The organism is Comamonas sp. C11, assembly GCF_024496285.1.
GTDB classification, from domain to species: domain Bacteria; phylum Pseudomonadota; class Gammaproteobacteria; order Burkholderiales; family Burkholderiaceae_C; genus Comamonas; species Comamonas testosteroni_F.
In genome coordinates, this window is sequence record NZ_CP101743.1 from 1056848 (window position 1) to 1082372 (window position 25525).

Here is a 25525-nt window from a genome sequence, read left to right on the forward strand (position 1 = left end):
CCTCGGGCTCAGGCCTCGCCAGCTGCGGGCTGGGCGGCCTCGGGCGCAGGCTTGCGGGGCGGCTTGGGGCGGGGTGCCTTGGTGGTGTGGATGGCGAGAGTCGCCTTGTCCATCTGGCCGGCCACCATATCGGGCCAGGCCTTGAGCGAATGTGCGATGGCGTCTTCGATCAGCTTGAGCTGCTCGGGGGCCGGTTTTTTGAGCACCCAGCTGGCGACCTCGCCCTTGTGGCCGGGGTGGCCGATGCCGACGCGCAGACGCCAGTAATTGGGTGAACCGAGCTGGGCATGGATATCGCGCAAGCCGTTGTGGCCGCCATGGCTGCCGCCGAGCTTGAGCTTGACCACGCCAGGCTCGAAGTCCAGCTCGTCATGCACGACCAGGATTTCCTCGGGTTGGATCTTGAAGAAGCGCGCCAGTGCGCCGACCGACTTGCCCGAGAGATTCATGAAGGTCTGCGGCTCCAGCAGCCAGACGCTCTGGCCGTGGATGCTGGTGCGGGCCATCAGTCCCCAGTAGCTGCGCTCCGGAACCAGGTTGACCTTGAGTTCGCGCGCCAGCGCATCAATCCACCAGAAGCCGGCATTGTGCCGGGTGTCTTCATATTCAGGGCCAGGATTGCCGAGGCCGACAAACAGTTTGATCATTGCTCGATTATCTTCTTGCCAGCAAAGCTGGGCGGGCGGAGGCTGTTGTGCATGGGCCAAAGAAAAAGCCCACCGAGGTGGGCCTTTTCTTGGAGTACAGCGGCAGGCGCTGTACCGAAGACGCAAGAATTACTTCTTGCCCTTCTTGGCGGGAGCAGCTGCGGGAGCAGGTGCGGCGCCTTCGGCGGGAGCCACTTCGGGCAGCTTGATCGAGATCAGCGAAGGGTTCTTGTTGGCGCCACGCACCACAGCCTTCACGCCGTTGGGCAGCTTCAGAGCCTGCAGGCCCAGCACGGACTTGGAAGTCAGGGCGCTCAGGTCCACCTTGATGAACTCGGGCAGGTTTGCGGGTTCGCAGATCACTTGCAGCTCGTGCATCAGAGGAGTCACAGTGCAGTTCTCGACCTTCACGGCGGGGGATTCAGCAGCGCCTTCGAAGTGCAGGGGCACGTTCATGTGCAGCTTGGTGTTGCCGTCCACGCGCTGGAAGTCGATGTGTTGCACCAGCTTCTTGTAGGGGTGGAACTGCACGTCGCGCAGCACGACCTTGGTCACTTGACCGTTGATTTCCATGTCCAGGATGCTGGAGTGGAAAGCTTCCTTGTGCACAGCGTGCCACAGGGCGTTGTGATCGATTTCGATCAGTTGGGCTTCACCAGCACCGTAGACGATACCGGGGGTCTTGCCCGACAGACGCAGACGGCGGCTCGCACCCGTACCTTGCTTGGCTCGCTCAGTAGCGACGAATTGCATAACTAACTCCTAGATGGACGGACCGCGACCAGTCTCGCCCGATTGATAAAAGAATCTGCACCTTGCAGCAAGGCCGTGGATTCTTGCGGTGGCCTCGAAACGGTCAAACCTCCCGAAGGAGGTTTGCTTGGGCTCGAGGCCGAAAAACCAGATATTTTAAGCGGTAAACAGACTGCTCACCGAATCGCCTGTGGAAATGCGGTGAATTGTCTCGGCAAACAGGCCGGCCACGGACAGCTGGCGAATCTTGCCGCACTGCTGGGCTGCGGGGCTCAGGGGAATGGTGTTAGTGACAACCACTTCGTCCAGAGCGCTGCCGTTGCCGATGCGTTCCAGGGCCGGGCCCGAGAAGATGGGGTGCGAGCAGTAGGCGTACACGTTCTTGGCGCCGCGCTGCTTGAGCACTTCGGCAGCCTTCACCAGCGTGCCGGCGGTGTCGATCATGTCATCCATGATCACGCAGTTGCGGCCGTCGATATCGCCGATCACGTGCATGACTTCGGACACGTTCGCCTTGGGGCGACGCTTGTCGATGATGGCCAGATCGCAGCCCAGTTCCTTGGCCAGGGCGCGAGCACGCACCACGCCGCCAACGTCGGGGGAGACGACGATCAGGTCTTCGTAGTTCTTCTGACGCAGATCACCCAGCAGCACGGGGGTGGCGTAGATGTTGTCCACGGGAATGTCGAAGAAGCCCTGGATCTGGTCGGCGTGCAGGTCCATGGTCAGCACGCGCTCGACGCCTACGGCCTGCAGCATGTTGGCCACTACCTTGGCGGTGATTGGCACGCGGCTGGAGCGGGGGCGGCGATCCTGGCGGGCATAGCCGAAGTAGGGGATCACGGCGCAGATGCGCTCGGCCGATGCACGCTTGAGGGCATCGACCATGACCAGCAACTCCATCAGGTTGTCGTTGGTCGGAGCGCAGGTGGACTGAACCACGAAAACGTCGCGGGCGCGAACGTTCTGCTTGATCTCGACGGCGACTTCTCCATCGGAGAAACGGCCAACGTCAGCAGCACCAAGAGAGGTGCCGAGGTGCTTAACAATCTCTTCGGCCATGCCAGCATTGGCATTGCCTGTGAAGACCATGAAATCTGAGTGATGTGAATGCATTGTGCGTCCCAGTGCTGTGGGTTGCTATGACGCAAGAAGATGTTTGGCAGGGGAAGAAGGATTCGAACCTTCGCATGCCGGAATCAAAATCCGGTGCCTTAACCAACTTGGCGACTCCCCTACACAGGCCTTTTGTCGAAGACAAACAGCCTTATAACTTGTTCTCTGGAATCCAGCTGTTAAGTGGGTGTTTTTCCAGATTTCTGCAAACCTTGATCTGCCAGGTGCTAGATGCACAGCTCAGATCAATGCTTTGCGCTATCGGTACAAATACCGCACTTCCAGAGCCCGTCATTGTAGCATGCAATTTGAGTGATTCGAGCCAGCTTCTGACTTTCATCACCTCGGGCTGCAAAGCTTCGGCGACCGGCTGCAGGTCGTTTCGGCCAAAGCCGAAGTGATTTGCAGCGAAGTCCGCTACTATAGCAGGCTTTGTGTCACGTTTCAGGAGCTCGCTGGAAAAAATCTTGCCAGTTTCCAGGCCCTGTTCGGGCTTGACCACCAGGAATTGCTGCTCCGGCAAGGCATTGCTGCCTGTCAGCGGGGTGATGATTTCGCCGATGCCGCTGACCCAGGCCGAGTGACCGCAGAGGAAAAAAGGGACATCGGCGCCTAGCTTCAAGCCTATGCTTTGCAGTTCCTGGCGCGAGAGCTTCAGATTCCAGAGGCGGTTCAATGCCATCAGAGTGCTGGCCGCATCGGATGAGCCGCCCCCCATGCCGGCTTGGGCGGGCAGGTGCTTTTCAATCCCTATGCGCACGCCTTGCGTGCAGCCTGTGGCTTGCTGCAAGGTGCGGGCCGCGCGTGTGATCAGATCATCGGCAGGCAGGGCAACGCCATTGAGGTCTTCGCGGCTGATCTGGCTGCTGGCCGTACGCTCGAAATGCAGCACATCATGCCAGTCGATGAGCATGAAGACGGATTCCAGCAGGTGATAGCCGTCAGGCCTGCGGCCGGTAATATGCAAAAAAAGGTTGAGCTTGGCCGGGGCCGGCACGTCATAGAGCGAGTGCATGGCGTGTATGTATCAGTAAGAGAAAAACGGTGCAACGATAGCACCGGGTTGCCGGCCAGTCAGCGAGCGTCCTGATCGAGAACGATGCGCAAGGAAGCCTCGGGTGGTGGGCTTATACGGTCGGCACGCAGGCGGCCATCGTTGATGCGCGAAAGATCGGTCTGCCAGCCGGGCACAGTCGTGTTCTTGCCTTGCAGCCAGTCAAACAGCGCGGTGACGGGAATCTCGCTGCCTGTCATGCGGGTGATGAGTTCAGGCAGGGAGTCTGACTGGGTGATCTGATCGCCCTGCTGCAAGGTGGCTCCGGCACGCGTCCATTGCAGGCGGGCCATGATGGATCCCAGAGGGTTGAAAACCAGCAGTGTTCCGCTCTCGGGCTGGCCTTGCAGCTCAAAACCGGCGCTGAAGGATTGCTGCTGGGCATCCTGGACCTGTAGCGCCATGCGGCCGGACCAGTGGTGACTTGCCGTCACATCGAGCTGCAGCTGCCGTGCAGGCTGGGCGCAGCCGCCGAGCATGGCCAATCCCAGGACCAGCCCTAGGGCTGTAAGAATTTTCAAGACAGTCGGGCTGCGCTTCATGGCGTCACTTTGAGGCGTTTGAGTGTTTCCAGCAGAGTGTCATTGCTGCTGTCTGCCTTCATGCCTTGGCGCCAGATGAGTTGGGCGCGCTCTTGCTTGCCTTGGGCCCAGAGAACTTCCCCTAGGTGGGCTGCAATTTCCGCATCCTGACGCGTGGCATAGGCCTGCTCCAGCAGTTTTTCGGCTTCGTCCAGATTGCCGCGGCGGAAATGCACCCAGGCCAGGCTGTCGGTGATGAATGGATCGCCGGGCTGCATGTCCAGAGCGGTCTGGATCAAGGTCTGCGCTTCTTCAAGCTTGATACCGCGATCAGCGTAGGAGTATCCCAGTGCGTTGTACGCATGCTTGAAATCGGGTTTGCGCTTGATGATGTCGCGCAGCAGGCGCTCCATCTCGCTGAAATTTCCGGCTCTTTCCGCGAGCAAGGCGGTGTCGTAGGCCAGCTCCACATCATCGGGTGCCTGGCTCAGCAGCTGGGCTTGCAGCGCATAGGCTTCCTTGTGCAGGCCGGTGTCGCGCAGCAGCTGTACCTCGGCAATCTGCTTGAGGCGCTTCTGGTTGGGGCCGTTTGCCGGAATGGCCTGGATAAGGGCGCGAGCTTCCTTCACCTTGCCCTGGCGAGCCAGCAGATCGGCGCGTCGGGCCTGCACGCTGAGCAGGTTGGCGGCATCGGGAATGCGCTGCAGATAGATGTCGGCTTCGTCGTAGCGCTGGCGCTTCTCGGCCAGATCGGCCCTGAGCAGATAGAGCTGGGATTCGCCAGCAGCGCGCCCCACGCCCTCAGGCAGCTTGGGCAGCAGAGAGCTGAACTGTGTCAGGGAAACGTCGGCAGCATCCAGCTCGCCATCCTGCAGTTGCAAATTGGCGAGCATGACCCAGGCTTCGGGGAATTCGGGCGCTTCGCGGGTGATGAACTGCAACTGGTTTTTGGCATCGGCATTGCGCTTTTGTCCCTGCAGCACGCGGGCATAGGTCAGGCGCAGTTGGGGCGAATGATTCTTTTCAAGATAGCGCTTGACCAGCGGCTCCACTTCGGCGGAGCCTGACTCCAGCAGCTCCATGGCCAGCAAGGCGACGGCACCCGACTCAGGACTCAGCTTGGCGCCGTTCTGCAGGGCCTGCAGGGCGGCGGGCTTCTGGTCGGCGATCAGGCGCATATGGCCTATGGCGGCCCAGGCCATGGGGCCGTTCTTCGGGTCCTTGAAATCGATTTCCAGCGCTTGCTCGACCACATCGGCGGCCAGAGGCTTGTCCGAGGCATTGTTGTAGAGCTGGGTGATGGCCAGAAAAGTGGCGCTGCGATTGGCCTGAGGGGTCAGCTCGACCTCTCGACGCAGATAGCTGGCCGAGTCTGCAATGCGGTTCATCACCACCAGAATGCGCAGCACTGCGCGGTTGGCATCGCGTGATTCGGGGTAGGCCTCCAGCCAGGCGCGGGCATTGCGCAGTGCGCGGTCGCCCGAGCGGGACTGGACGGCAAGTTCGGTGGCGCGGCGATAGAGCTTTTCGTTGTTGCTGCTGCGCGCGGCCTCCATCATCAGGGCCTGAGCGTCCGTCAGAGCACCTTCCTGAGCGGCCATCTCTCCCACCAGGATTTCGTAGAACAGCTCGGCAGAGAGGGCAGCTTGCTCATTCTCACGCTCTGCGGCCTGTTCGAGATCGGTGCTTTGCTCGATCTTGTCCTGCTGGGATGGCGGGTCAGCGGTCTGGGCGGATGCGATTGCCGATCCCATGGCCAGAACGGCGGCCACGGCGAGTCCCTGAAAACGTAGAGGATGAACCATCGGCTCATAATAATCCAAGCTTGTTGAACACTTGGCGAAGATGAGATTGCATGCCTGAGTTGCCCGAAGTCGAGGTTACGCGCCGCTCTTTTGCTGACCGCATTGCGGGTGCGCAGATTGAGAAAGCCACCTTGGGAAAGCCCCTGCGCTGGCCCCTGGGGCTGTTGCCGCAGGCACTGGCCGGCAGAGTCGTGCTGGGCGTGCGCAGACGCGGCAAGTATCTGCTGCTGGACCTGAGCGAAGGTCTGCTGCTCATGCACCTGGGCATGTCGGGCAGCCTGCGCTTTGCGGGCCGCGACGAGGAGCCGCTGGGCGCTGGCGGAGCGCATGATCACTTCGACCTGCAGACATCGCGGGGCCTGCTGCGCCTGCATGATCCGCGCCGCTTCGGTGCTGTGATCTATGTTCCGGATGAGGGCGATGCCTTGGCGCGCAAGCTGCTTGACCATCTGGGTATGGAGCCGCTGAGCGACGGATTCACGCTGGATGCCTTTCAAGCCGGGCTGGCTGCCAGTCGCTCGCCCATCAAGCAGTTGCTGCTCAGCGGCAGCGTGGTGGTCGGTGTCGGCAATATCTATGCTTCCGAGGTGTTGTTTCTATCGCGGATTCACCCGACAACACCGGCGCGCGATGTGGGCAGGCGCAAGGTCAAGGTTTTGTATGAGGCCATTCGCACCGTGCTGGCCTTGGCGGTGGAGAAAGGCGGCACGACCTTGCGCGACTTTTCCGCAGCCAACGGCATGGAAGGGCACTTTCAGTTGGAGGCCCAGGTCTATGGCCGCGATGGCCAGCCTTGCTCGCATTGCGGCGCCGCCATCCAGCTCATGCGCCAGGGGCAGCGCAGCACCTATTACTGCGCCCGCTGCCAGAAAGCAGCGAAAACTCAGAATTTGATAGCTAATACCGCAGTTTGAGTATGCGTTCAGGCATGTTTTGACGTCACAATTTCATTTTGATGCTTGATATGCTTCAAAGGCGTCGCCAATGCCAGGACGTTGGCGCTGTTCTGCGCCGTTGCGCGCAGATACTTTGCGGCTGGATATATCAGGCCAGCCTCTGGAAGAGCCGCAGATGCTGTCAAGGGGCAATGCTATATATTGATCAGGCTGTCAGCCCCGGCTGGCACGGCGACTCAGACAAACAAGAGGGGTAGATGTGTCAGCTTCATTCAACGAGCAGTTCGGTCAGTATGGCGCCTGGCGACGAGGCTTTGCCACCCAACTGCAGGAGCTGCGTGAATGGTTGATGGACCAGGATCTGCTGGACGCCTCGGTGCAGGAGCGCTTGCAGAGACTGGAAGAGCAGATGCGCACCGACAAGGTCATGGTTGCCTTCGTGGCCGAGTTCTCGCGCGGCAAATCCGAGCTTATCAACGCTGTCTTCTTTGCCCATTACGGCCGCCGGCTGATGCCGGCCAGTGCAGGCCGCACCACCATGTGTCCAGCGGAGCTGGGATGGGAGCCGGAGCTGCCGCCCTGTCTGCGCCTGCTGCCCATCGATACCAGAGAGTCGCCGGAGAGCCTGGGCCAGTGGCGCATGCGTCCCGACGCCTGGGTGCAGCAGCCGCTGGATATCGCCGATGCGCAGCAGATATCCGACACGCTGGCCAAGGTGGCCGAGGTGCGCAAGGTCTCCATCGATCAGGCCAGGGCCTGGGGCTTTTGGCATGACGACGAGACTGCCGACAACCCCATGGTCGATGCCGACGGTTGGGTCGAAGTGCCAATGTGGCGCCATGCCTTGATCAATATGCCTCATCCGCTGCTCAAACAGGGGTTGGTGATTCTCGATACGCCTGGCCTGAATGCAGTGGGGGCAGAGCCGGAGCTGACCGTCAATCTGATACCCCAGGCACATGCCGTGGTCTTTGTGCTGGGCGCCGATACCGGCGTGACCAAGTCCGACCTTGCCATCTGGCGCGACCATGTGCTACCGGCAGGAGCAGGCAAGGCGGGGAGCGATGACGCACTGGCTGCATCGCGTCTGGTGGTGCTCAACAAGGTGGATACGCTGTGGGACAGTCTGAGTTCTGGCGCGCAGGTGCAGGCCCAGTTGCGCCGTCAGCAGCAGGACTCGGCCCAGTTGCTGGGGGTGGCGCTGGAGCGCGTGCTGCCCATCTCCGCCCAGAAGGGGCTGGTCGCCAAGGTGGGGCGTAACGACAGCCTGCTCCAGGCCAGCGGTCTGCCCGCTTTTGAAGATCTTCTGGCCAATGGCATCATGGGACAGCGCCAGAAAGTGCTGCAGGCCGCTGTGCGTACCAATGTGCAACAACTGCAGTCGCAGGTGGAACGCGTCATCAACATGCGCCGCGGCGATCTCGACGACCAGCTGGCCGAGCTCTGCGGCCTGCGCGGCAAGAATGCGACGGTGATCGCCAGCATGCGTGCCCGCATCGAGGCCGAGCACAAGGAATTCGACCAGAGTGCCAGCCGCATCCAGGCCATGCGCAACATCCATATGCGCATGCTCAAGGAGCTTTTCCGGCTTCTGAGCTCGAGCACTTTGAAGGCCGAATTGGCCGAGCTGAAAGAGGCGCTGGATCAGCGCGGGCTCAAACTTGGCCTGCGCAAGGTCTATGAACAGACTTTCGAGCATCTGCATGCCGTGGCTGCAAAGGTGCAGGACCAGGCCGATGAGATCCAGACAATGATGAGTTCCTCGTTCAAGGAACTCAATGCGGAGTTTGGCTTCTCCCTGCAGGCACCGCCGCAGCTGGTGTTGTCCGAGCTCAAGGACGACTTGCGCAGCATCGAGGGCAGTTACACCCAGTATCTGGGACTTAGCAGTGTCATCAGGCTCGGCAGTGCCGACTTTTCGCAACGCCTGATCAAGGCGCTGGCGCTGCGTTTGCGCACGGTGTTTGAAGCGGCATCGAACGACGTGGATATGTGGAGCAAATCACTGACTGCACCAGTCGATGCACAATTGCGCGAACGTAAACGCAGTTACACGCGCCGCCTGGAGGCCGTAGACCGGATCAGCGGTGCGGCCACTGAGCTGGAGGAGCGCATTGCCGACATGGAAAATGCGCAAGCCCGCCTGGGAATGCTGCAGACGCAGCTGATCAGCGCATCGGCGCAACTGCTGGATCCGATTGGGGCCGAGCGGCAGCAGGCCGCGTCCATGCCGTTGGACATCAACCTGGTAGCTTGAAATCTTGACTCTCCCTTCGATTGCCGCAGCCGTAGTGCAGTGGCAGGCCAGCCATGGCCGCAATCATCTGCCCTGGCAGCAAACCCGTGACCCTTACCGCGTCTGGCTGTCTGAAATCATGCTGCAGCAGACCCAGGTCAGCACCGTGCTGGGCTACTACCAGCGCTTCCTGGACGCTTTTCCGGATGTGGCCAGCCTGGCGGCTGCACCGCAGGATGCCGTGCTGGCGCTGTGGAGCGGCCTGGGCTACTACAGCCGCGCGCGCAATCTGCATAAATGCGCGCAGACCGTGATGGAGCAATGGGGCGGGGCCTTCCCGCAAACGGCCGAAGAATTGGCGACCTTGCCTGGCATTGGCCGCTCCACGGCTGGCGCCATTTCATCGTTCTGCTTTTCCGAGCGGGTGCCGATTCTGGATGCCAATGTGCGACGTGTTCTCACACGGGTGCTGGCGTTCGATGCGGATCTGGCGCAGTCCAGAAATGAAAAGCAGCTCTGGGAACACGCCCAGCAACTGTGTCCCACAGAGAATCTGCAAGAAGCCATGCCGCGTTACACCCAGGGCATGATGGATCTGGGCGCCAGCGTCTGCACATCGCGCAAGCCCACTTGCCTGGTGTGCCCCTTGCACTCCGAATGCCGGGCGGCCCGTGCCGGCAACCCCGAAAACTATCCCGTGCGCACGCGCAGGATCAAGCGCAGCGCCGAGTCCTGGTGGCTGCTGCTGGCGGTGGATGCGCAGCGTCGCGTATGGCTGCAAAAGCGCCCGCAAGCCGGTATCTGGGCCGGGCTTTACAGTCCGCCTGTCTTTGAAGACTATGCGGCACTGCAAAGCCATGTGCAGGCCGCATGGCCTCAGGACGGGACCCGGGGCTGGCAGGATCTTCCCGGCTTTCTGCATGTGCTGACCCACAAGGATCTGCACCTGCATCCAGTTCTGGTGCCCGTCGATCAGGCGCACGCCGCCCTGCTCTCAGAGGCCGATGAATCCTGCTGGGCGGATGCAGCGGCCTGGGCTGAGCTGGGTCTGCCGGCCCCGATCCGCAAACTGCTCGATGCCGAGCTGGCCTGAACGCCTGCCGCATGAATGAAAAAAGGTGACGGCCGGCGTCACCTTTTTTGATGGCTGCAGATTTCAGAAACGCAATCTGGGCATCAGCATGGAGCAGCGCAGCCCCATCAAGGCCAGCCACAGGGCCTTGGCCTGCGGGTTGCCGCGCTGTGTCTGCAATTGCCGGCCGGCGGCCACCACCTGCTGGCGCAGGACTTGCTGCGCCTTGCGGTCGCCTTGGCTTTGTGCGCTCAGCCAGAGTTGCTGGTACTGCTGCACGCTGAGCCGGCCAGGCTCGCCGAGCAGGTGGCGCGACGACGTGTTCAGCAAGGCCTGAGCCTGCGGGCTGTGTCGTGACTGGTTCATGCGGCCTCCTCTTGTTTCGAAGACTTGCTTGGCGCTTCGTTCTCGCTGCGTCCAAAGGCGTACCAGTCCACATGACGGGTGCAGATCATGACCAGGGCCAGCACGCCGAACAGGGCGATGGAGCCGACGACCAGAGCGGTCTGCTCCAGCTGCAGCAGCACATACAGCAGGCCGTACAGGGCCGAGATGGCAACCGCGAACGGCAGGCCGCGTCTGATGCTGCCCAGAATGTGGCTGGCATAGAAGGCCAGCAGAGCCACGCAGGAGCTGGCCGCAACCGCATAGGCCGTGGCAAAGCCCAGATGTTCGGACAGACTGATGAGCAACAGGAAGAAGCTGCACAGGGCCGAGCCGACCAGCAGGTACTGCACAGGGTGAACGCGCAGCTTTTTCATGACTTCGAACAGGCCGACCGCGACAAAGGTCAGGATCACAAAAAGAATGCCGTACTTGGTGGCGCGCTCGCTCAGCGAGTAGACATTGACGGGGTTGACGAACTCCGTGTCCATGGTTTCGAGGCAGGGACCGCTGTCGTCATGGCCACGGGCTGCAGAGGCGGCATAGGTTTCCGAGCTGCCCCAGTTGCCGGGGCTGCAAAGACGTTGCTGGCGGGTGAAGGCCGTGCTGGCAGAGGTGGCCAGCGAGGACAGCTCCCAGCTGGCGGTGAATCCGCTGTCCGTCACCTCGCGTCGGCTGGGTAGAAAGCTGCCGCCAAACGAGGGATGAGGCCAGTCGGCAGTCAGCGTGACCTTGTTTTCCGTGGCGATGGGGCTGAAGGCGAGCTGCTCCGTACCCAGCAGCTGCAGCTTGAGCTCGAGGTTCAGGGCCTGGCCTTTTTTCAGCAGGCTGGCGTCAATCTCTGCCTGGATGCCCTTGCCGTAGCGCTCCAGTGGCGTGCCGGATTCGACGGCCAGATCCTGGCCGTTGGCCTGCAGCGTCGCGCTGCGGATGCCGCGGGGGTCGCTGAGCACGAATGCCGCAAAGACTTTCTTGCAGCGCACCACGGCGTTGGGCTCGCTGGGTTTGGGCAGCTCCGCATACTGCGCGGCATTGGCAAAACCGGCCGATATCTGGTCGTGCAGCACATAGGTGTTGATGTGGTGCAGGCCTCGTGAGCGCTCTTCCATCTTGGCGTTGGCATCGTGGTTGAGCGTGTCGGGCAGCAGCATGCGCTGGAATTCGCGGGTGCTGTACTCGATTTTCTTGCCATTGGTCGTGCTGGTGGTTTCGGTGCAGTTCTGCACCAGGGCAGGACCAATCAGCGTTTGCGTACCGGCCAGGCTGGAGACCACGCTTTGCACGGCGTAGTCTCGGTTGCGTATGCGGTCTTTCACCACGTCCTGAATCATGGACAGGCCGGCCATGAGCAGGGCCAGAACGATCAGCAGTGAGACTGTCTTGAACAGCAGTCGGTTTTTCATGCGTGCTCCTGAATGAGGGGTTCAGGACGCAGTGTCGGCAGCTACTGTGTGGACGCAATGAAGTCTGTGAAGCGGGTGTGAAGTCCTGCCCGAAAGCCTTGGTCGCTCAGCTTTGGGGAGCGAAATCCAGTGTCACGACAAGGCCGGGGTGGCGATTGCGGAACTGCATGCTGCCGCCATGAAGATGCATGATGCGGGTGACGATGGACAGGCCCAGCCCGGTGCCGCTGCGCTCTCCGTTGGGTCTGGGGGTCGTGAAGAAGCGCTCGCCAAGGCGGGCCAGCAAGGGCTCGGCCACGCCCGGACCCTGATCGCTGACGGAGATGCGGTGTGGGGCCAGCTCAAGCTCGATCACGCTGTTCTCTGCTGAGAAATCCAGGGCGTTCTGCAGCAGATTGCTGATGGCCAGGGTGACCAGGCCGGCCTCCCAGGGGCCGCTGCTGTCCATGCCGCTCAGGTGCATGGCCATGCCGCGTTGCTCGGCATGGCTTTGCAGCGCAGCCATGGCTTGCCGGGCGCATTCCATCAGGCTGCAGCCATGGCGGGTGTCCAGCTGCTGGCGCTGCTCAAGGCGGCTGAGCTGGAGCAGCTGGTCGATCAGATTCTGCAGACGCAGGCTCTGGTCCACCACCTGTCTGGCAAACAGGGCCCGGTCCTGGGGCGGCAGCTCTTCCTGCAGCAACTCGCCCGCGCCGCGTATGGCGGCTACCGGGCTTTTGAGTTCATGGGTCAGGGCGCGTACATAGCCCTCGATATAGTCGCGCCCCTCCAGGCGCTTGCGCATATTGTCCATGGCCTGGGCCAGCTCGCCCAGCTCGCCGGGCATGTCGGGTATGGAAGCAGGGGCCGAGGCCTGTGCGGGGTGGGCGGACTCGTTGAGCGTGGGGGCCTGTACATGCTGCGCATAGTTGCGCAGCCGGCGCACGTGAAGCACAAACCACCAGGTCACCGCACAGCCCACGGCGGCGGACAGCAGCACGAACAGCAGGCCGCCGCGCAGAATCTTCTGCTCTGCGCTGTCGACGATTTTCTGTACCGAGCTGGAGGGCTTGGAGGCGGTCAGCACCCCGGCAATCCTGCCGTCCACCATGATGGGCGCGGAGACATACATGACGCTGCTGGATTCGTCCTCCTTGATGGCTCGCGTGGTGCGCGCGCCGTATTCACCGCGCAGCGTCAGATAGACATCGCGCCAGCGCGAGTAGTCGGCGCCCTGGTCCCTGCCCTGGGAGTCGAACAGCACCATGCCCCGGGCGTCGGTGACGGTGATGCGCAGATCCAGCGTGGTCTTGCGTGTGTCCCAGATCCAGGCCTGTATCGGCTTTTGCGTGTAGCCCTGCAGCTGAGCGGCAAACGTGCTGTCCGAACCGGCCTGTAGCCGGCCTTTTTCCATGTCGGCACTGGCCAGCGTGGCCAGCGCATAGGCGGTCTCCACCAGCGTGTCCTCGGTCACCTTGCGTACGCTGGGCTTGATCTCCACCATGAAGACGCGCAGCACGAAAAAGGCGGCCAGACCGTTGATCACGAAGAAGGCAAAGAAGAGACGCAGGCCCAGACGCATACCGGCTATCCGGGCTGGTTCAGGCTATAGCCCAGACCGCGGTGGGTGACGATGAGCTCCTGATCGGGCAAACGCTCGCGCAGTTTGGCGCGCAGGGTCTTGATGTGGGTATCCACCGTGCGGTCCGTGCTCTCGCTGTCCAGCCCCCAGATTTGCTCCAGCAAGGCGTCGCGGCTCAGGATGCGGCCTGCCGCGTTGACCAGGCTCTGCAGCAGCTGGTATTCGCGCCGTGTCAGATCCAGCGCCTTGCTGTGGATCAGTGCACGCTGCCCTTGCTCATCTATTTGAAGTGCTTTCGCAAGCTGGGCGGGTGCTGCAGGCTGGAATTGCCTGGAGCGGCGCAGCAGGGCGCGGGTGCGCGCCAGCAGCTCGCGCGGGCTGAAGGGCTTGGTCAGATAGTCGTCTGCGCCCAGCTCCAGGCCCAGAACCTTGTCCATCTCCTCACCTCTGGCACTGAGCACCAGAACCGGAACAATGGAGCCGGCAGAGCGCAGCTCGCGGCACCAGTCCAGGCCGTTGCCGTCGGGAAGGCCTACGTCCATGAGCAGCACATCAAACGCTGTCCTGCTCCATTGCTGACGCGCATCGGCGATCAGCAGGCTGTGGGTGACGGCAATGCCCTCGCGCTCCAGAACGTAGCAAATCGTTCTTGCAATGGCCGGGTCGTCTTCGAGCAGCAGCACCTGCATGGCTGACGTCTGAGGGCTGAGCATGCGGGTCAGCTGATCGGATGGATGGCGTCCGGGGCCAGAAACTGCTGAGAAACCTGGATGAATTTGTCGCGGAAATCCAGAGAGCGGTGGCGACGGACGGTGGGCCACTGCTTCTCGAAATGCCTGGCGAGAGCTTCGACGAGAAAGACCGAGCGGTGCTGCCCACCCGTGCAGCCTATGCCCACGGTGACATAGCTGCGGTGGTCTCTGGCCAGCATCGGCAGCCAGCGTTCGAGGAACTGCTGTATATCCAGCTGCATCTGCTGCACCTCGGGCAAGGCGCCCAGATAGTCCGCAACCGGCTTGTCCAGGCCCGTCAAGGCACGCAGTTCCTTGTCGTAGAAGGGATTGGGCAGCATGCGCACATCAAACACATAGTCAGAGTCTGTAGGCATGCTGTGCTTGAACCCAAAGGACTGGAACATCAGCGTCATCTGCCCTGTGGGCGCTTCGATGATCTGCTTGATATAGCTTTGCAGCTGCGCCGACTTGAGGTCGCCGGTGTCGATGACGATGGAGCGGTCGCGCAGCAGGCCCAGCAGCTCGCGTTCCTTTTCGATGTCGAGCTCCAGTGCCTGGCGCTCGTTCGTCTGGGAGCCCGGAGACAGGGGGTGGCGCCTGCGGGTTTCCGAAAAGCGCCTGATCAGAGTGCTGCTGTCGGCATCGAGAAAAATCATGCGTGGCATCAGCCCCTGCTTTTTGAGGCGATGCAGCTGCTCAGGCAGCTGAGGCAGGCCCTTGGCGCTGCGTGCATCCATGGCAATGGCCACTTTCTCGTCCTGATGATTGAGCTTGAGCTCCACAAAGGACTGCAGCAGCTCCGGGGGCAGGTTGTCGACGCAGTAGTAGCCAGCATCCTCCAGCGCATGCAGCGCAACGGATTTGCCCGATCCGGACATGCCGCTGATCAGAACAATCTCCATGGACATGATTTCAAACTCCTCTGACTTTGCCGCTTTTGCGTGCTGTATTGCTGGCCTTGGCACTTCGGGCCTGGGTGCCCGATGGACGCTGGGCGCTGTTTGCGGCCTGCTTTGCAGGCAATCTTGCCATGGCCAGCATTTCTCTGGCATGGGCCATGGTTGCTTCGGACAGGTGCTCGCCGCCCAGCATGCGGGCCATTTCCATCTCGCGCTCGTCGCCAGTCAGTGGATCCACGCTGCTGATGGTGGTGTTGGACTTGGGGCGCTTGGTCACCCGGTAGTGCTGGTCTGCATAGGCAGCGACCTGGGGCAGGTGGGTGACGGCCAGCACCTGGCGCGAGCCGCCGAGCGAGTGCATGAGGCGGCCCACGGTTTCGGCCACGGCTCCACCCACGCCGGAGTCCACCTCGTCAAAAATCAGGGTTCCGGCCTGGCCTAGTTCGCTGGTGGTCACGGCAATGGCCAGCGAGATGCGCGACAACTCGCCGCCCGATGCCACCTTGGCAACGGGTTTGGGTGTGGCGCCGGTATGACCGGCAACCAGAAAAGTGATGCTGTCCGTGCCCGCAGGACTGGCGGCATCGGCATGCTCCAGCTGCACTTCGAAACGGCCGCCCTTCATGCCCAGACTTTGCATGGACTGGGTGATGGCGCGTGACAGGCGTGGTGCAGCCAGGGTGCGCTGCTGCGAGATTTTTCGCGCCTCGGCCTGATACCTGAGGTGGGCGGCTTGCTCTTTGGCGCGCAGCCCCTCCACGTCGACGGCAGCATCCAGCTGGTGCAGCTCCTGTTTCCAGCCTTCGAGCAGGGCGGGCAAGTCCTCGGGCGTGCGCTTGTAGCGGCGCGCCAGTTGCATCCACAGCGACAGGCGTTCATCGAGATCGGCCAGCAGCTCGGGATCCAGATCGGCGCGGCGCAGATAGGCCTGCAGCGAGTGACGGGCATCGTGCAGCTGTGCCACACAGGAGCCCAGTACGTCGGCAATGCTCTGAAACTCAGGCTCAAGATGCTCCTGGTCCTGCAGCAGGTGGTGGGCTCTGCCCAATGGGGTGGCCGCTCCCGAATCGTCATCCTCCAGCAGCTGCAGGCAGGACTGGGCCGAGTCCATCAAGGTCTGTGCGTGTGACAGACGTGTGTGCTGGGCATTGAGCTCATCCCACTCTTCGGCGCGCGGCGACAGCTTGTCCAGCTCGGAGATCTGCCATTGCAGGCGCTCCCGTTCGCGTTGCAGATTGTCCTGGGCCGAGAGCGCCTGCTCCAGTGCCTGATGGTTCTGGCGCCAGTCCAGCCAAAGCGATTTGAGCTGAGCCGTTTCAATGCCGCCATAGGTATCCAGCATGGCGCGTGCTGCGTCCGGGCGGGTCAGGCTTTGCCAGGCATGCTGGCCGTGAATATCGATCAGCTGATCGCCCAGATGGCGCAGCTGCGTGGCCGTGGCGGGAGAGCCGTTGATCCAGGCGCGGCTGCGGCCCAGACTGTCGATGACGCGGCGCAGCAGCAAATCCTGCTCCTGTGCAAAACCCGACTCTTCCAGCCATTCATGAAGATGGGGTGGGCAATCGAACTCTGCGCAAATATCGGCCTGAGGGCAGCCTTCGCGCACCACCTGTGCATCGGCTCGTGCGCCCAGCACCAGTTGCAGAGCGTCAAGCATGATGGATTTGCCGGCCCCGGTTTCGCCGGTAAGCACCGTGAAGCCGGTCTGCCAGTCCAGATCGAGTGACTGGACAATCACAAAGTCCCGCAGGACGATGCGCTTCAAGGCCATGGTCAGACGCCTCCCTCGTTCCAGCCCAGTTTTTTGCGCAGGGTGTCGAAGTAATTCCAGCCCTTGGGGTGCAGAAAGTGCACGCTGTGATCGGCGCGCGTCACCAGGATGCGGTCGCCATGCTGCAGCGATTTCAGGGACTGCATGTCGAAGTTCGCGCTGGCGTCGCCTCGGCCGCCCACTACCTCGATAGTCACTTCCTGGGCGTCGGAGAGCACGATGGGACGGTTGGAGAGGTTGTGCGGCGCGATGGGCACCATCACCCAGGCCGGAATCGAAGGGTGCAGCATGGGACCGCCGGCCGAGAGCGCATAGGCGGTGGAGCCCGTGGGGGTGGCCACGATCAAGCCGTCCGCACGCTGGTTGGAGACAAAGCTGCCGCCGACCTCGATGCGCAGCTCCACCATGCCCGAGGTCGAGCCACGGTTGACCACCACATCATTCATGGCCTGGGCTTCAAAAACGCACTGGCCGTCGCGCATGACGCGAGCATTCATCAGGGTGCGTTCGTCTTCCTCGTACTCGCCCTGCAATATGGGCGTGATGGAGGCTTCGAATTCATCCAGGGCGATATCGGTGACAAACCCCAGGCGGCCCTGGTTGATGCCGACCAGCGGTGTGCCATAGCGCGCCAGATGGCGGCACACGCCCAGCATGGTGCCGTCTCCGCCCACGACCAGGCCGAGGTCGCAATGCCTGCCCAGGCCGTCCACGTCCATGCTCGGGTAATCGGGCAGGCCCGCGTAGATGGCGGACTGGGTATCCAGAATCACCTCACAACCCATGCTGCGCACATAACCGGCAATCCGTTGCAGTGCTGCGCTGGCTGCATCGGACGGAACGCCTGCTGCGGGTGTGTGGTACTTGCCGATCAGGGCAATATGGTGGAACGTGGATGTCATCTGGGAAATTACATCATTAAAATGAAATCATGCTCGACGAACGTGCCAAGTTATTGCTCAAAGCGCTGATCGAGCGTTACATCGCTGACGGTCAACCAGTCGGCTCGCGCACTCTTTCACGTGCATCCGGGCTTGAATTGTCGCCTGCCACCATACGCAATGTGATGGCCGACCTGGAAGAGATGGGTCTGATCATCAGCCCTCACACATCGGCAGGCCGCGTGCCGACAGCCAGGGGATACCGCCTGTTTGTCGACACCATGCTGACGGTGGACCGCTGCGATCTTGTAACGCCCGGCCTGATGCCTGAACAGCCGCAGAAGGTGATTGCCAATGCGGCCAATCTGCTGTCCAACCTCTCCCAGTTCGTGGGTGTGGTCATGGTGCCGCGTCGCAGCTCCGTCTTCAAGCATATCGAGTTCGTGCGCCTGTCGGAGCGGCGCTTTCTGGTCATCATCGTCTCGCCCGAAGGCGATGTGCAAAACCGCGTGATCTTCACAGATGTGGACTACGAGTCCTCGCAACTGATAGAAGCCTCGAATTTCCTCAATCACCATTACGCCGGTCTGGCAATGGAGGAGGTGCGCACGCGGCTGCAAACCGAGGTGGAGCAATTGCGGGGCCAGGTTGCCAGCCTCATGCAGGCGGCGGTGAATGTAGGCACTGAGGTCATGAGCAACCATGATCGCGAGGACGTGGTGATCGCCGGTGAGCGCAATCTGCTGTCCGTGAGCGATTTTTCCAGCGATATGGGCAATCTGCGTCGTGCTTTCGACCTGTTCGAGCAGAAAACGCAAATCCTTAGGTTGCTGGACTTCTCCAATCAGGCCGATGGCGTGCGCATCTATATCGGCGGCGAGAGCCAGACCGTACCGTTTGAAGATTTGTCTGTAGTAAGCGCTCCCTATGAGCTTGACGGCAAGGTGGTAGGCACTCTGGGGGTGATTGGCCCCACACGCATGCACTACGACAAGATGATCCAGATTGTCGATATCACGTCCAAACTGGTGAGCAATGCTCTGAGTCACAAGCGTTAGGCCCTACAATGGCGAAGTTTTTCTGGTGGCAGCCACGGCTGTTGTCAGTGTTGGGGCGTTAGCTCAGTTGGTTAGAGCAGAGGACTCATAATCCTTTGGTCGTCGGTTCAAGTCCGCCACGCCCTACCAAGCTGCATGAAAGCCTGCCGTCTGTATCGATGGCAGGCTTTTTCTTTGCCTGAGCGCGAAAAAGTTGCCGATTTCGTCCGAGAGCCGTTTTTGCACTGCTAGAATACAACCCTGTTGCGGCTGTAGCTCAGCTGGATAGAGTACTTGGCTACGAACCAAGGGGTCGTGGGTTCGATTCCTGCCAGCCGCACCACAAAACGTCAAGCCTCAGAACTGAAAAGTTCTGAGGCTTTTTCGTTTCTTGGCTCAGGCCTTGGGTATCAGCAAGGTGAAGCTGCTGCCTTGGCCCAGCTGGCTGCTTATCTGCAGACTGCCGCCATGGCGCTGTGCCACGGTACGCGTGAAGGCCAGGCCCAGGCCCACGCCATCCATGCGCTGGTGTTGCTGCAGGCGCTCGAACGGCTGGCTGAGTCTGGCCAGCGATGCTTCGTCCATGCCGGAGCCGTGATCGCGCACGGCGATGCCCCATTGGCTGTCTTGCTCGACAACAGCGACTTCCACTTGGGCACCGCCATCCCCAGTCTGTGGCTTGCCGTATTTGATGGCATTGCTCAGCAGGTTGATGACGGCGCGGTGCAGCAGACCGGGATCGCCATGTACGCAGGCTTCGGCATCCGGCAGCTGGAATACCAGTTGCATGTTCTGCTGCTGGGCAAGGGCCCAGCAATCCGAGACGGCCTGATCCGCCAGCAGACCCAGATCCAGGACTTCGTGGCGGTATTGCTGCTGCTGGGCTCTGGCCAGATGCACAAAATCGTCTGCCAGCTGAAGAGACGACTGGGCATAGCCCTCAATGCGGTCAAACAGTGCATCTTGCGACTCGATGCGCTTGCCTGTGCGCTGCATCTCCAGCAAGGTGATGATGGAGCCTATCGGGGCACGGATATCGTGGGAGATGAACTGCATGGCCTGATCGCGCTGCGCCTGTGCACTGCGCAGGTCGCTGATATCGACCAGGGTGATGAGCCAGCCTGAGGTGGGCGGTGCCTCGAAGCTCTGGCTCAGCAGCATCAGATGGCGGCCCTGGGTGTCGCGCCCTTCGCTCTGGTGTGAGAGAGTGGCTTGCTGCAATGCGCTGTGCGTGAGCAGTGGTGTGCTGCTGGCAGTGCGGCCGCCGTCGCTGCCGGCGCTGCTCACGCCGCGGAGCAGGGCGACGAGATCGTCACCTTGCTGGAGTTTGTGTCCCAGGCTTTCGATATAGCGGTGCGCGGCCGTGTTGGCAAGCAGCAGCAGCCCTTCGCGGTCGCAGACAAAAGTGGCCGAGGGCAACTGGCGCAGGCTTTCGCTGACGAAGTGATGCAATGCGCGCAGCTGGCGCGAGGCATGCTCCACAGCGCCGATCCGCTGATCGAGTGCATCGCTCTTGAGCGAGGGCGTGGGCAGGCCCTGGCCTTGCAGGTCGCGCAGCTCCAGCGCCAGAAAGCGTGTGGCGGCGCGCAGACGCAGCCAGCTCCAGAGCGGGTAGGCAAGCGACAGGCTCAGCAGTGCCGCAGCGGGGGCTGTCTGCACATGACCCCAACGCGGCGCCAAACCGGCTATCGACAGACTGAGCAAGGCCAGCAGAATGCTGGAAATCAGCCCGCCAGAAGGGCCGAGCCAGGCCAGGGCCAGCAGGCCCAGCAGCACGGGCAGCACATTGAGGCTGCGGTTGAGTGTGGCAGTGGCTGGCTCCAGATGTGTGTCCTGAAGGATGCCGTTGAGCACATGGCCCAGCATTTCCACATTCGAGATCAGGCGCGCATCAAAGCCGATGGGGGCTGTGAATTTTTCGCCAAGACCAGCGGCAGTGGCTCCAATCAGCACGTATTTGCCGCGAAAAGCGACTGCAGGGATATCGCCGCGCAGGATGTCGATATAGGAGTAGGTGGTGAACGGCGAGCCCAGGCTGTTCTGGCGGTCCCGCGAAGCCCGGGCAAAAGCGATGAACTGGGGCTGCAACCTTTGCCAGGAGTTGGCTGCAACCGGGTTTGCTGGAGTCGAAACAGATGGTTGGCAGGGGTGGGTGGTCTGGCCCACGCAGTGCAGGCTCAGCGCCATGTGCCACCAGAGCTGGCCGGCCTTGCCTTCCTGCGCATAAAAGCGTCGCACCACACCGTCGGCATCCACAGGCATCTGGGTGTGCCCCAGAGCAGCAGCCTCGCTGGCAAGGCTTTGTAAAGGGGCGGTGGCAGCGCTTTGCGCGGCGCGCGTGACGGGCAGCACTACATTGCCGCTTTTTTGCAGTGCTCGTTGCAGCAGCAGATCGTCGCCGGGGTAGTCCCAGTCTTCCTCGCTGAAGACCACGTCCATGCCGATGGCGCGGGGCTGCCCTTGAGTGATGCGCTCCAGCACGGCGGCGTGCAGTGCACGCCGCCAGGGCCAGCGGCCTATGCTGCCGATGCTGTCATCGTCGATGGCCACGATGACAACATCGGGCGAGGCAGGGCGCTGGTGCAGCCAGGCCGAGGTGTCCTGAATAAGGCCGTTGAGACGTGCCAGCTGCCCCGGGCCGCTGAGCCACCAGGTCATGCCGAGCAGGAAAGCGCTGAGCAGCAGCCAGCTCAGGCGCAGGTCCTGCAAGCGGTTTTTACGCAGGTTGGGAGCTTCAGCCATGTGGGTGATTCGGTGAGAAGCTCATAAAACAGTAGCTTCCAGCGCTTGCCACATAAGCGATCAAGATATGAATCCTATGAAGCTTCATGGAATTCAGGCGCTGGCAGCTATGGTTTTTACTGGCGCATCAGGCGTGAACCGTCGCCGGAAGTCAGCGCCTGCCCCTCGGACGAGGTCACCCAGTTGCCGGTCTGGAATTGGCGTGCGACGGAGAGATTGCTGCGCAGGCCGTTGGCATCCTCGACCTGCATCTGCAGATAGTAGGTGCCAGGAGGCAGGCCCTGCGTGCTCCACTGAGGCTGGGTCATCCAGGTGTCGATCAGGGGCGCAGTAAAACCGGCGTCGCTGGCCACCACGATACGGTAGCGTTGACCCTCTTCACCTGCCCAGTGAATATGGCTGCTGCCTTCGCCGGGCGCGCCGCCGATCTGCAGCTCGGGCGATTTGGGTGCCAGGGCCAGTTTCATCTTTTGCGGGGCTGCGAAGGGGCCCGCGTCTGGCTGGCCGTTGCCGAGCTTGCGGATGCTGCCTACGCGCCACATATATTCGCCGACAGGCAGCTTGGCCAGCGCCTCGGCAGGCAGGGCACAGTCCTTGAGGTCGCTGGCGTCGATGAGCGGCTGGGCAAAGCTGCCGTCGGCGGTGGCCACCTGGATGCGGTAGGCCGAGGCTTCCGCCACCTGGGTGCATTGCAGGCCGTGCTGGCCCTGTCCGATGGTGGCTTCAGGTGCTGGAGACGCATAGAGCGGCGGCACCGGATGAGCCTTGACGCGCAATGCTTGCAGGCTGCGTTTGCCGGGAATGCCGTTGGCGTCGATGGCGCGAATGGCCGCAATGTAGCTGCCGTCTTCCACACCCGTCAGGCGTGCAGGTGACCGTGTGAACAGGCCACCGCGCACGATCTGGGTCAGATCCTTGTCCTGAGCCAGCAGCACTTGGTAGCGCACTGCACCAGCCATGGCAGGCAGGGGCAGGCTGACCCAGTTGGCGTCTTCGACAAGAGCGGGCCAGGCTGCAATATCGGGAGCCCCCAGCATGGCTGTGGGCCTGCCGATCTGACCGTTTGCGGAAACGGACAGACCTTGACCTGGCCTGAGCAAGGCTGAGGGCTGGCCCGTTTGCACGGCGACCGAGCCTTCGTCGACGGCAGCAGCCGTGCGGCCCTCGTCATCGCTCATTACCAGAAACTGGGTGCCGCGCACGCTGGTCGAGGCTGCCGGGGTGCGCACCTCGAAGCGGCGCTCGCCATTGGCCTGCCTGGACACTTTTGCTTCGATCGTGCCCTCGCGCAAATCGATGACGGACTGCAGACTGCCGGCTCGGCCTTTGCGGCGCATCTGGCGCAGCTCGACATCGGATTCAGACTGCACGCGCACCAGTGAGCCATCTGCCAGACGCACGGAGACAAAGGCATTGGCCGGAACCTGGAGCGAATCGCCTTCCTGCAGCAGCTGGCCTTTTTGCACGGGCTGAGGTGGCGGGTTGACGGAGTCTGCGAGATGGCTCACAGAGCGTGTGCTTTGCACATCGCCTTGCACAAACACCACCGAAGCCATTGCGGCGCGCAACAGGCGCGTGGGAATCTCCAGCAACGAACCGGGACGCAGACGCAAGGGGTCTTCCACCTTGTTGTGGCTTTGCAGCGCTGTCCAGCGCTTGTGGTCGCCCAGATAGCGTGCTGCCAGCATCTCCAGCGTATCTCCAGTCACCACGCGGTGGGCAATGGCATCGTTGCCGCGGGGCGTGATCTGGGCATGGGCCAGACCTGTTGCCGTCATCCCTCCAAACGCCACCCACAGCATGCCTGCACCCAGAATGGGCATGGGGGAGCGGACGGAAAAGAGGTTTTGACGTAAATCAGGCATTTTTGGAAGCGGGGTTATGGGGGCTGCCGGACTCAGGCAGCTGGGGCTGCGGGCTGCGCAGCTTCGGGGGCGTCCAGGCGGTAACCATAGCCATAAACGGCTGAAATGGCATAGGGCTGACCAGCGCGCAGGTTCAGCAGATTGCGCAGGCGCGAGACATGGGTGTCCAGCGAGCGCGATTGCACCTCGGCGTTATGGCCCCAGACGACTTCGCGCAGATGATCGCGCGAGAGCAAGCGGCCCTGGTTCTGGAACAGCGTCAGTGCCAGCGTGTATTCACGGTGCGTGACCTCCACGGGCTGGCCGTCCATCTCTATGCCATTGGTGGTGGTGAGAAAGCGGTAGGGGCCGAAGTTCAGCACGCTTTGTGCGGTCAGCGGATAGGCGCGGCGCAGCAGAGCGGAGATGCGAGCACGCAGCTCGCCCGCACGTACGGGCTTGATCATGAAGTCATCGGCGCCGCAGGCCAGGCCTTCGACAATGTCGGCCTCTTCGCTGCGGTGGGTCACGAAGATGATCGGCACTTCCTTGCTGATCTGCTCGCGCACCCAGCGCACGATATCGGGTCCCTTGACATCGGGCAGCTCCCAGTCAATCAGCAGCAGATCGAAGCTTTCGCGGCGCAGGGCTTGCTGCAGGGCAGCCCCCTTGAGATAGGAGTGACAGCTGTGCCCGGCTTCCGTCGCGACTTGTTGCAACAGTTCCAGTTGTAGTGGATCGTCATCCAGGGCAGCAATGCGCATCGGTAGTTCCTTTATTGCGAAGGATTAAATCCGCGCTGCCTCGCGAGTGCAGAGGCAGCGTCCATCGGGCAGCGAGGAGCTATTGCTCGGCCGCCTCACGCAGTTGTTCCAGAGCCTGGATCACCAGATCATCGCTGACACCATCCAGTATTTGCAGGCGCGGCTTGATGGCCGCCAGAGCCGTCGCGCCTTCACGCTGCAACTGGGCAATGTTCTGGCCCGCTTCCTTGGGGGCTGCAAAGCCCAGGCTTTGCAGCAGCAGTTGACCGTCAGCGGCCACCAGTTTGAAGTAGAACTGGCCATCGGATTCGCGATACTGCTTGAACTGGGGCAGTGCAGTCTTGGCGGCCTTGGTCTTGGCCTTGCTGGCCTGCGCCAGATTGCGGATGCCCACGGCGCCGCGCAGCTGCTGCAGCAAAGGAGTCGCCAGCTTGCGTGCCTTGACGGCACCGGCCTGAAGAATCTCTTCCAGCTCTGCGGGGTGGGCAATCAGGTATTCATAGCGCTCGCGCATGGGGGCGATTTCACGGTCGATGCGCTCGAACAGTGTCTGCTTGGCATCGCCCCAGGCAATGCCTTCGGCATATTGCTGGCGCAGGGCGGCGCTTTCCTCTTCGCTGGCAAAGCCCTGATAGATCTGGAATAGTGCCGAGCCTTCGACTTCCTTGGCCTCGCCGGGGGCGCGCGAGTCGGTGGTGATGCTGTTGATGAGCTTCCTGAGCTGTTCACGCGGCGCAAACAGCGGAATCGTGTTGTTGTAGCTCTTGCTCATCTTGCGGCCGTCAAGGCCGGGCAGGGTGGCTACAGACTCCTCCACCACGGCCTCAGGCAGCGTGAAGTACTCGCCGCCGTAGATATGGTTGAAGCTTGACGCCATGTCGCGCGCCATCTCCAGATGCTGCACCTGATCGCGGCCCACAGGAACCTTGTTGGCGTTGAAGATCAGAATGTCGGCACCCATGAGCACGGGATACATGAAGAGACCGGCGGTCACGCCGTCGTCAGGTTCGCTGCCGGATGCGTTGTTCTTGTCCACCGCCGCCTTGTAGGCGTGGGCACGGTTGAGCAGGCCCTTGCCGGTCACGCAGGTCAGGAACCAGGTCAGCTCCGGAATCTCGGGGATGTCCGACTGGCGGTAGAAGGTCACATGCTCGGGGTCGAGACCGGCGGCCAGCCAACTGGCGGCGATTTCGATGGTCGAGCGCTGCACGCGCTCGGGGTCCTGGCACTTGATGAGCGCGTGGTAGTCGGCCAGAAAGTAGAAGTTCTCCACATTCTTGTCGCGACTGGCTTCGATGGCGGGGCGCATCATGCCTGCGTAGTTGCCCAGGTGTGGGGTGCCGCTGGGGGTGATGCCGGTCAGAAAACGGGTGGTGCTCATAGGGATCAACAACAGATATCAGTA

22 protein-coding genes and 3 tRNA genes are annotated in these 25525 nt (G+C 61.9%); 6 read left to right on the forward strand and 19 right to left on the reverse strand.

All coding sequences use genetic code 11. The features are described from left to right. Window positions 1-8: 8 nt before the first annotated feature. The 7 genes from pth to NOX35_RS04865 form a co-directional block, all read right to left on the reverse strand. Window positions 9-647 carry an aminoacyl-tRNA hydrolase gene (gene pth / locus NOX35_RS04835; protein ID WP_256495909.1) on the reverse strand — a complete coding sequence of 213 codons (639 nt, stop codon included), beginning with the start codon at window positions 645-647 and terminating at the stop codon, window positions 9-11. Window positions 648-776: 129 nt separating this feature from the next. After that, on the reverse strand, window positions 777-1400 hold the full coding sequence (locus NOX35_RS04840) for a 50S ribosomal protein L25/general stress protein Ctc (RefSeq protein WP_003066033.1): 624 nt from the start codon (window positions 1398-1400) through the stop codon (window positions 777-779). A 156-nt stretch (window positions 1401-1556) separates the two neighbouring features. Continuing rightward, complete coding sequence (locus NOX35_RS04845) at window positions 1557-2516, reverse strand: ribose-phosphate pyrophosphokinase (RefSeq protein WP_003066035.1); 960 nt, start codon at window positions 2514-2516, stop codon at window positions 1557-1559. Window positions 2517-2560: 44 nt separating this feature from the next. After that, window positions 2561-2637 (reverse strand) — tRNA-Gln (locus NOX35_RS04850). A 30-nt stretch (window positions 2638-2667) separates the two neighbouring features. Then, window positions 2668-3531, reverse strand: coding sequence for a 4-(cytidine 5'-diphospho)-2-C-methyl-D-erythritol kinase (ispE, locus tag NOX35_RS04855; RefSeq protein WP_256495910.1), 864 nt, complete (start codon window positions 3529-3531; stop codon window positions 2668-2670). A gap of 59 nt (window positions 3532-3590) precedes the next feature. Next, window positions 3591-4112: an outer membrane lipoprotein LolB gene (locus tag NOX35_RS04860; protein ID WP_182285782.1), complete on the reverse strand. Its 522-nt coding sequence runs from the start codon at window positions 4110-4112 to the stop codon at window positions 3591-3593. Then, the gene (locus tag NOX35_RS04865) at window positions 4109-5896 is read right to left on the reverse strand and encodes a tetratricopeptide repeat protein (protein ID WP_256495911.1); all 1788 of its coding nucleotides are present in this window, start codon (window positions 5894-5896) and stop codon (window positions 4109-4111) included. Before NOX35_RS04865 ends, NOX35_RS04860 begins: the two co-directional genes overlap by 4 nt. Before the next feature lie 50 nt (window positions 5897-5946). On the opposite strand from NOX35_RS04865, the gene mutM reads away from it, so the two are divergent. Continuing rightward, window positions 5947-6810, forward strand: coding sequence for a bifunctional DNA-formamidopyrimidine glycosylase/DNA-(apurinic or apyrimidinic site) lyase (gene mutM, locus NOX35_RS04870; RefSeq protein ID WP_182285784.1), 864 nt, complete (start codon window positions 5947-5949; stop codon window positions 6808-6810). Window positions 6811-6818: 8 nt separating this feature from the next. Here mutM and NOX35_RS04875 read toward each other — a convergent pair whose 3' ends face one another. Beyond that, window positions 6819-6977, reverse strand: a complete 159-nt coding sequence (locus NOX35_RS04875; protein ID WP_182285785.1) for a hypothetical protein — start codon at window positions 6975-6977, stop codon at window positions 6819-6821. Between the two features lie 74 nt (window positions 6978-7051). Here NOX35_RS04875 and NOX35_RS04880 point away from each other — a divergent pair, with 74 nt between their 5' ends. Both NOX35_RS04880 and mutY read left to right on the forward strand, forming a co-directional pair. Then, on the forward strand, window positions 7052-9049 hold the full coding sequence (locus NOX35_RS04880) for a dynamin family protein (protein WP_256495913.1): 1998 nt from the start codon (window positions 7052-7054) through the stop codon (window positions 9047-9049). 4 nt (window positions 9050-9053) lie between these two features. Next, window positions 9054-10121, forward strand: coding sequence for an A/G-specific adenine glycosylase (mutY, locus tag NOX35_RS04885; RefSeq protein WP_256495915.1), 1068 nt, complete (start codon window positions 9054-9056; stop codon window positions 10119-10121). Between the two features lie 63 nt (window positions 10122-10184). Here mutY and NOX35_RS04890 read toward each other — a convergent pair whose 3' ends face one another. From NOX35_RS04890 to NOX35_RS04920, 7 genes are all read right to left on the reverse strand, one after another. Further along, a complete protein-coding gene (locus NOX35_RS04890; RefSeq protein WP_256495916.1) occupies window positions 10185-10466 on the reverse strand; it encodes a hypothetical protein in 282 nt (93 codons plus the stop codon). Then, window positions 10463-11887 carry a cell envelope integrity protein CreD gene (gene creD / locus NOX35_RS04895; RefSeq protein WP_182285789.1) on the reverse strand — a complete coding sequence of 475 codons (1425 nt, stop codon included), beginning with the start codon at window positions 11885-11887 and terminating at the stop codon, window positions 10463-10465. Before creD ends, NOX35_RS04890 begins: the two co-directional genes overlap by 4 nt. Window positions 11888-11993: 106 nt before the next feature. Beyond that, window positions 11994-13448: a two-component system sensor histidine kinase CreC gene (gene creC / locus NOX35_RS04900; protein WP_256495918.1), complete on the reverse strand. Its 1455-nt coding sequence runs from the start codon at window positions 13446-13448 to the stop codon at window positions 11994-11996. 5 nt (window positions 13449-13453) lie between these two features. Continuing rightward, complete coding sequence (locus NOX35_RS04905) at window positions 13454-14137, reverse strand: winged helix-turn-helix domain-containing protein (RefSeq protein ID WP_256496888.1); 684 nt, start codon at window positions 14135-14137, stop codon at window positions 13454-13456. A gap of 29 nt (window positions 14138-14166) precedes the next feature. Further along, on the reverse strand, window positions 14167-15090 hold the full coding sequence (gene rapZ / locus NOX35_RS04910; RefSeq protein WP_182285791.1) for an RNase adapter RapZ: 924 nt from the start codon (window positions 15088-15090) through the stop codon (window positions 14167-14169). A gap of 4 nt (window positions 15091-15094) precedes the next feature. Then, window positions 15095-16852, reverse strand: a complete 1758-nt coding sequence (gene recN / locus NOX35_RS04915) for a DNA repair protein RecN (RefSeq protein ID WP_182285792.1) — start codon at window positions 16850-16852, stop codon at window positions 15095-15097. 2 nt (window positions 16853-16854) lie between these two features. Next, window positions 16855-17754 (reverse strand): NAD kinase, encoded by a 900-nt coding sequence (locus NOX35_RS04920; protein WP_256495919.1) that lies wholly within the window; start codon window positions 17752-17754, stop codon window positions 16855-16857. A gap of 29 nt (window positions 17755-17783) precedes the next feature. Between NOX35_RS04920 and hrcA the strand changes: the two genes are divergently transcribed. The 3 genes from hrcA (at window position 17784) to NOX35_RS04935 (ending at window position 19113) form a co-directional block, all read left to right on the forward strand. Continuing rightward, on the forward strand, window positions 17784-18791 hold the full coding sequence (gene hrcA, locus NOX35_RS04925; protein WP_182285794.1) for a heat-inducible transcriptional repressor HrcA: 1008 nt from the start codon (window positions 17784-17786) through the stop codon (window positions 18789-18791). Between the two features lie 52 nt (window positions 18792-18843). Next, window positions 18844-18920 (forward strand) — tRNA-Ile (locus tag NOX35_RS04930). Window positions 18921-19036: 116 nt separating this feature from the next. Continuing rightward, window positions 19037-19113: transfer RNA gene (locus NOX35_RS04935), tRNA-Arg, on the forward strand. Between the two features lie 53 nt (window positions 19114-19166). Here the strand turns inward: NOX35_RS04935 and NOX35_RS04940 are convergent. The 4 genes from NOX35_RS04940 to NOX35_RS04955 all read right to left on the reverse strand — a co-directional run bounded on the left by NOX35_RS04940 (window position 19167) and on the right by NOX35_RS04955 (window position 25501). Beyond that, window positions 19167-21512, reverse strand: coding sequence for a CHASE2 and HATPase_c domain-containing protein (locus NOX35_RS04940; RefSeq protein ID WP_256495921.1), 2346 nt, complete (start codon window positions 21510-21512; stop codon window positions 19167-19169). A 116-nt stretch (window positions 21513-21628) separates the two neighbouring features. After that, window positions 21629-23335, reverse strand: coding sequence for a FecR domain-containing protein (locus tag NOX35_RS04945; protein WP_256495922.1), 1707 nt, complete (start codon window positions 23333-23335; stop codon window positions 21629-21631). Window positions 23336-23409: 74 nt separating this feature from the next. Continuing rightward, entirely contained in the window at window positions 23410-24120 is a 711-nt protein-coding gene (locus NOX35_RS04950; protein WP_256495923.1) for a response regulator transcription factor, read from the reverse strand. Between the two features lie 79 nt (window positions 24121-24199). Next, window positions 24200-25501, reverse strand: coding sequence for a tryptophan--tRNA ligase (locus NOX35_RS04955; protein ID WP_182285806.1), 1302 nt, complete (start codon window positions 25499-25501; stop codon window positions 24200-24202). Window positions 25502-25525 lie beyond the last annotated feature (24 nt).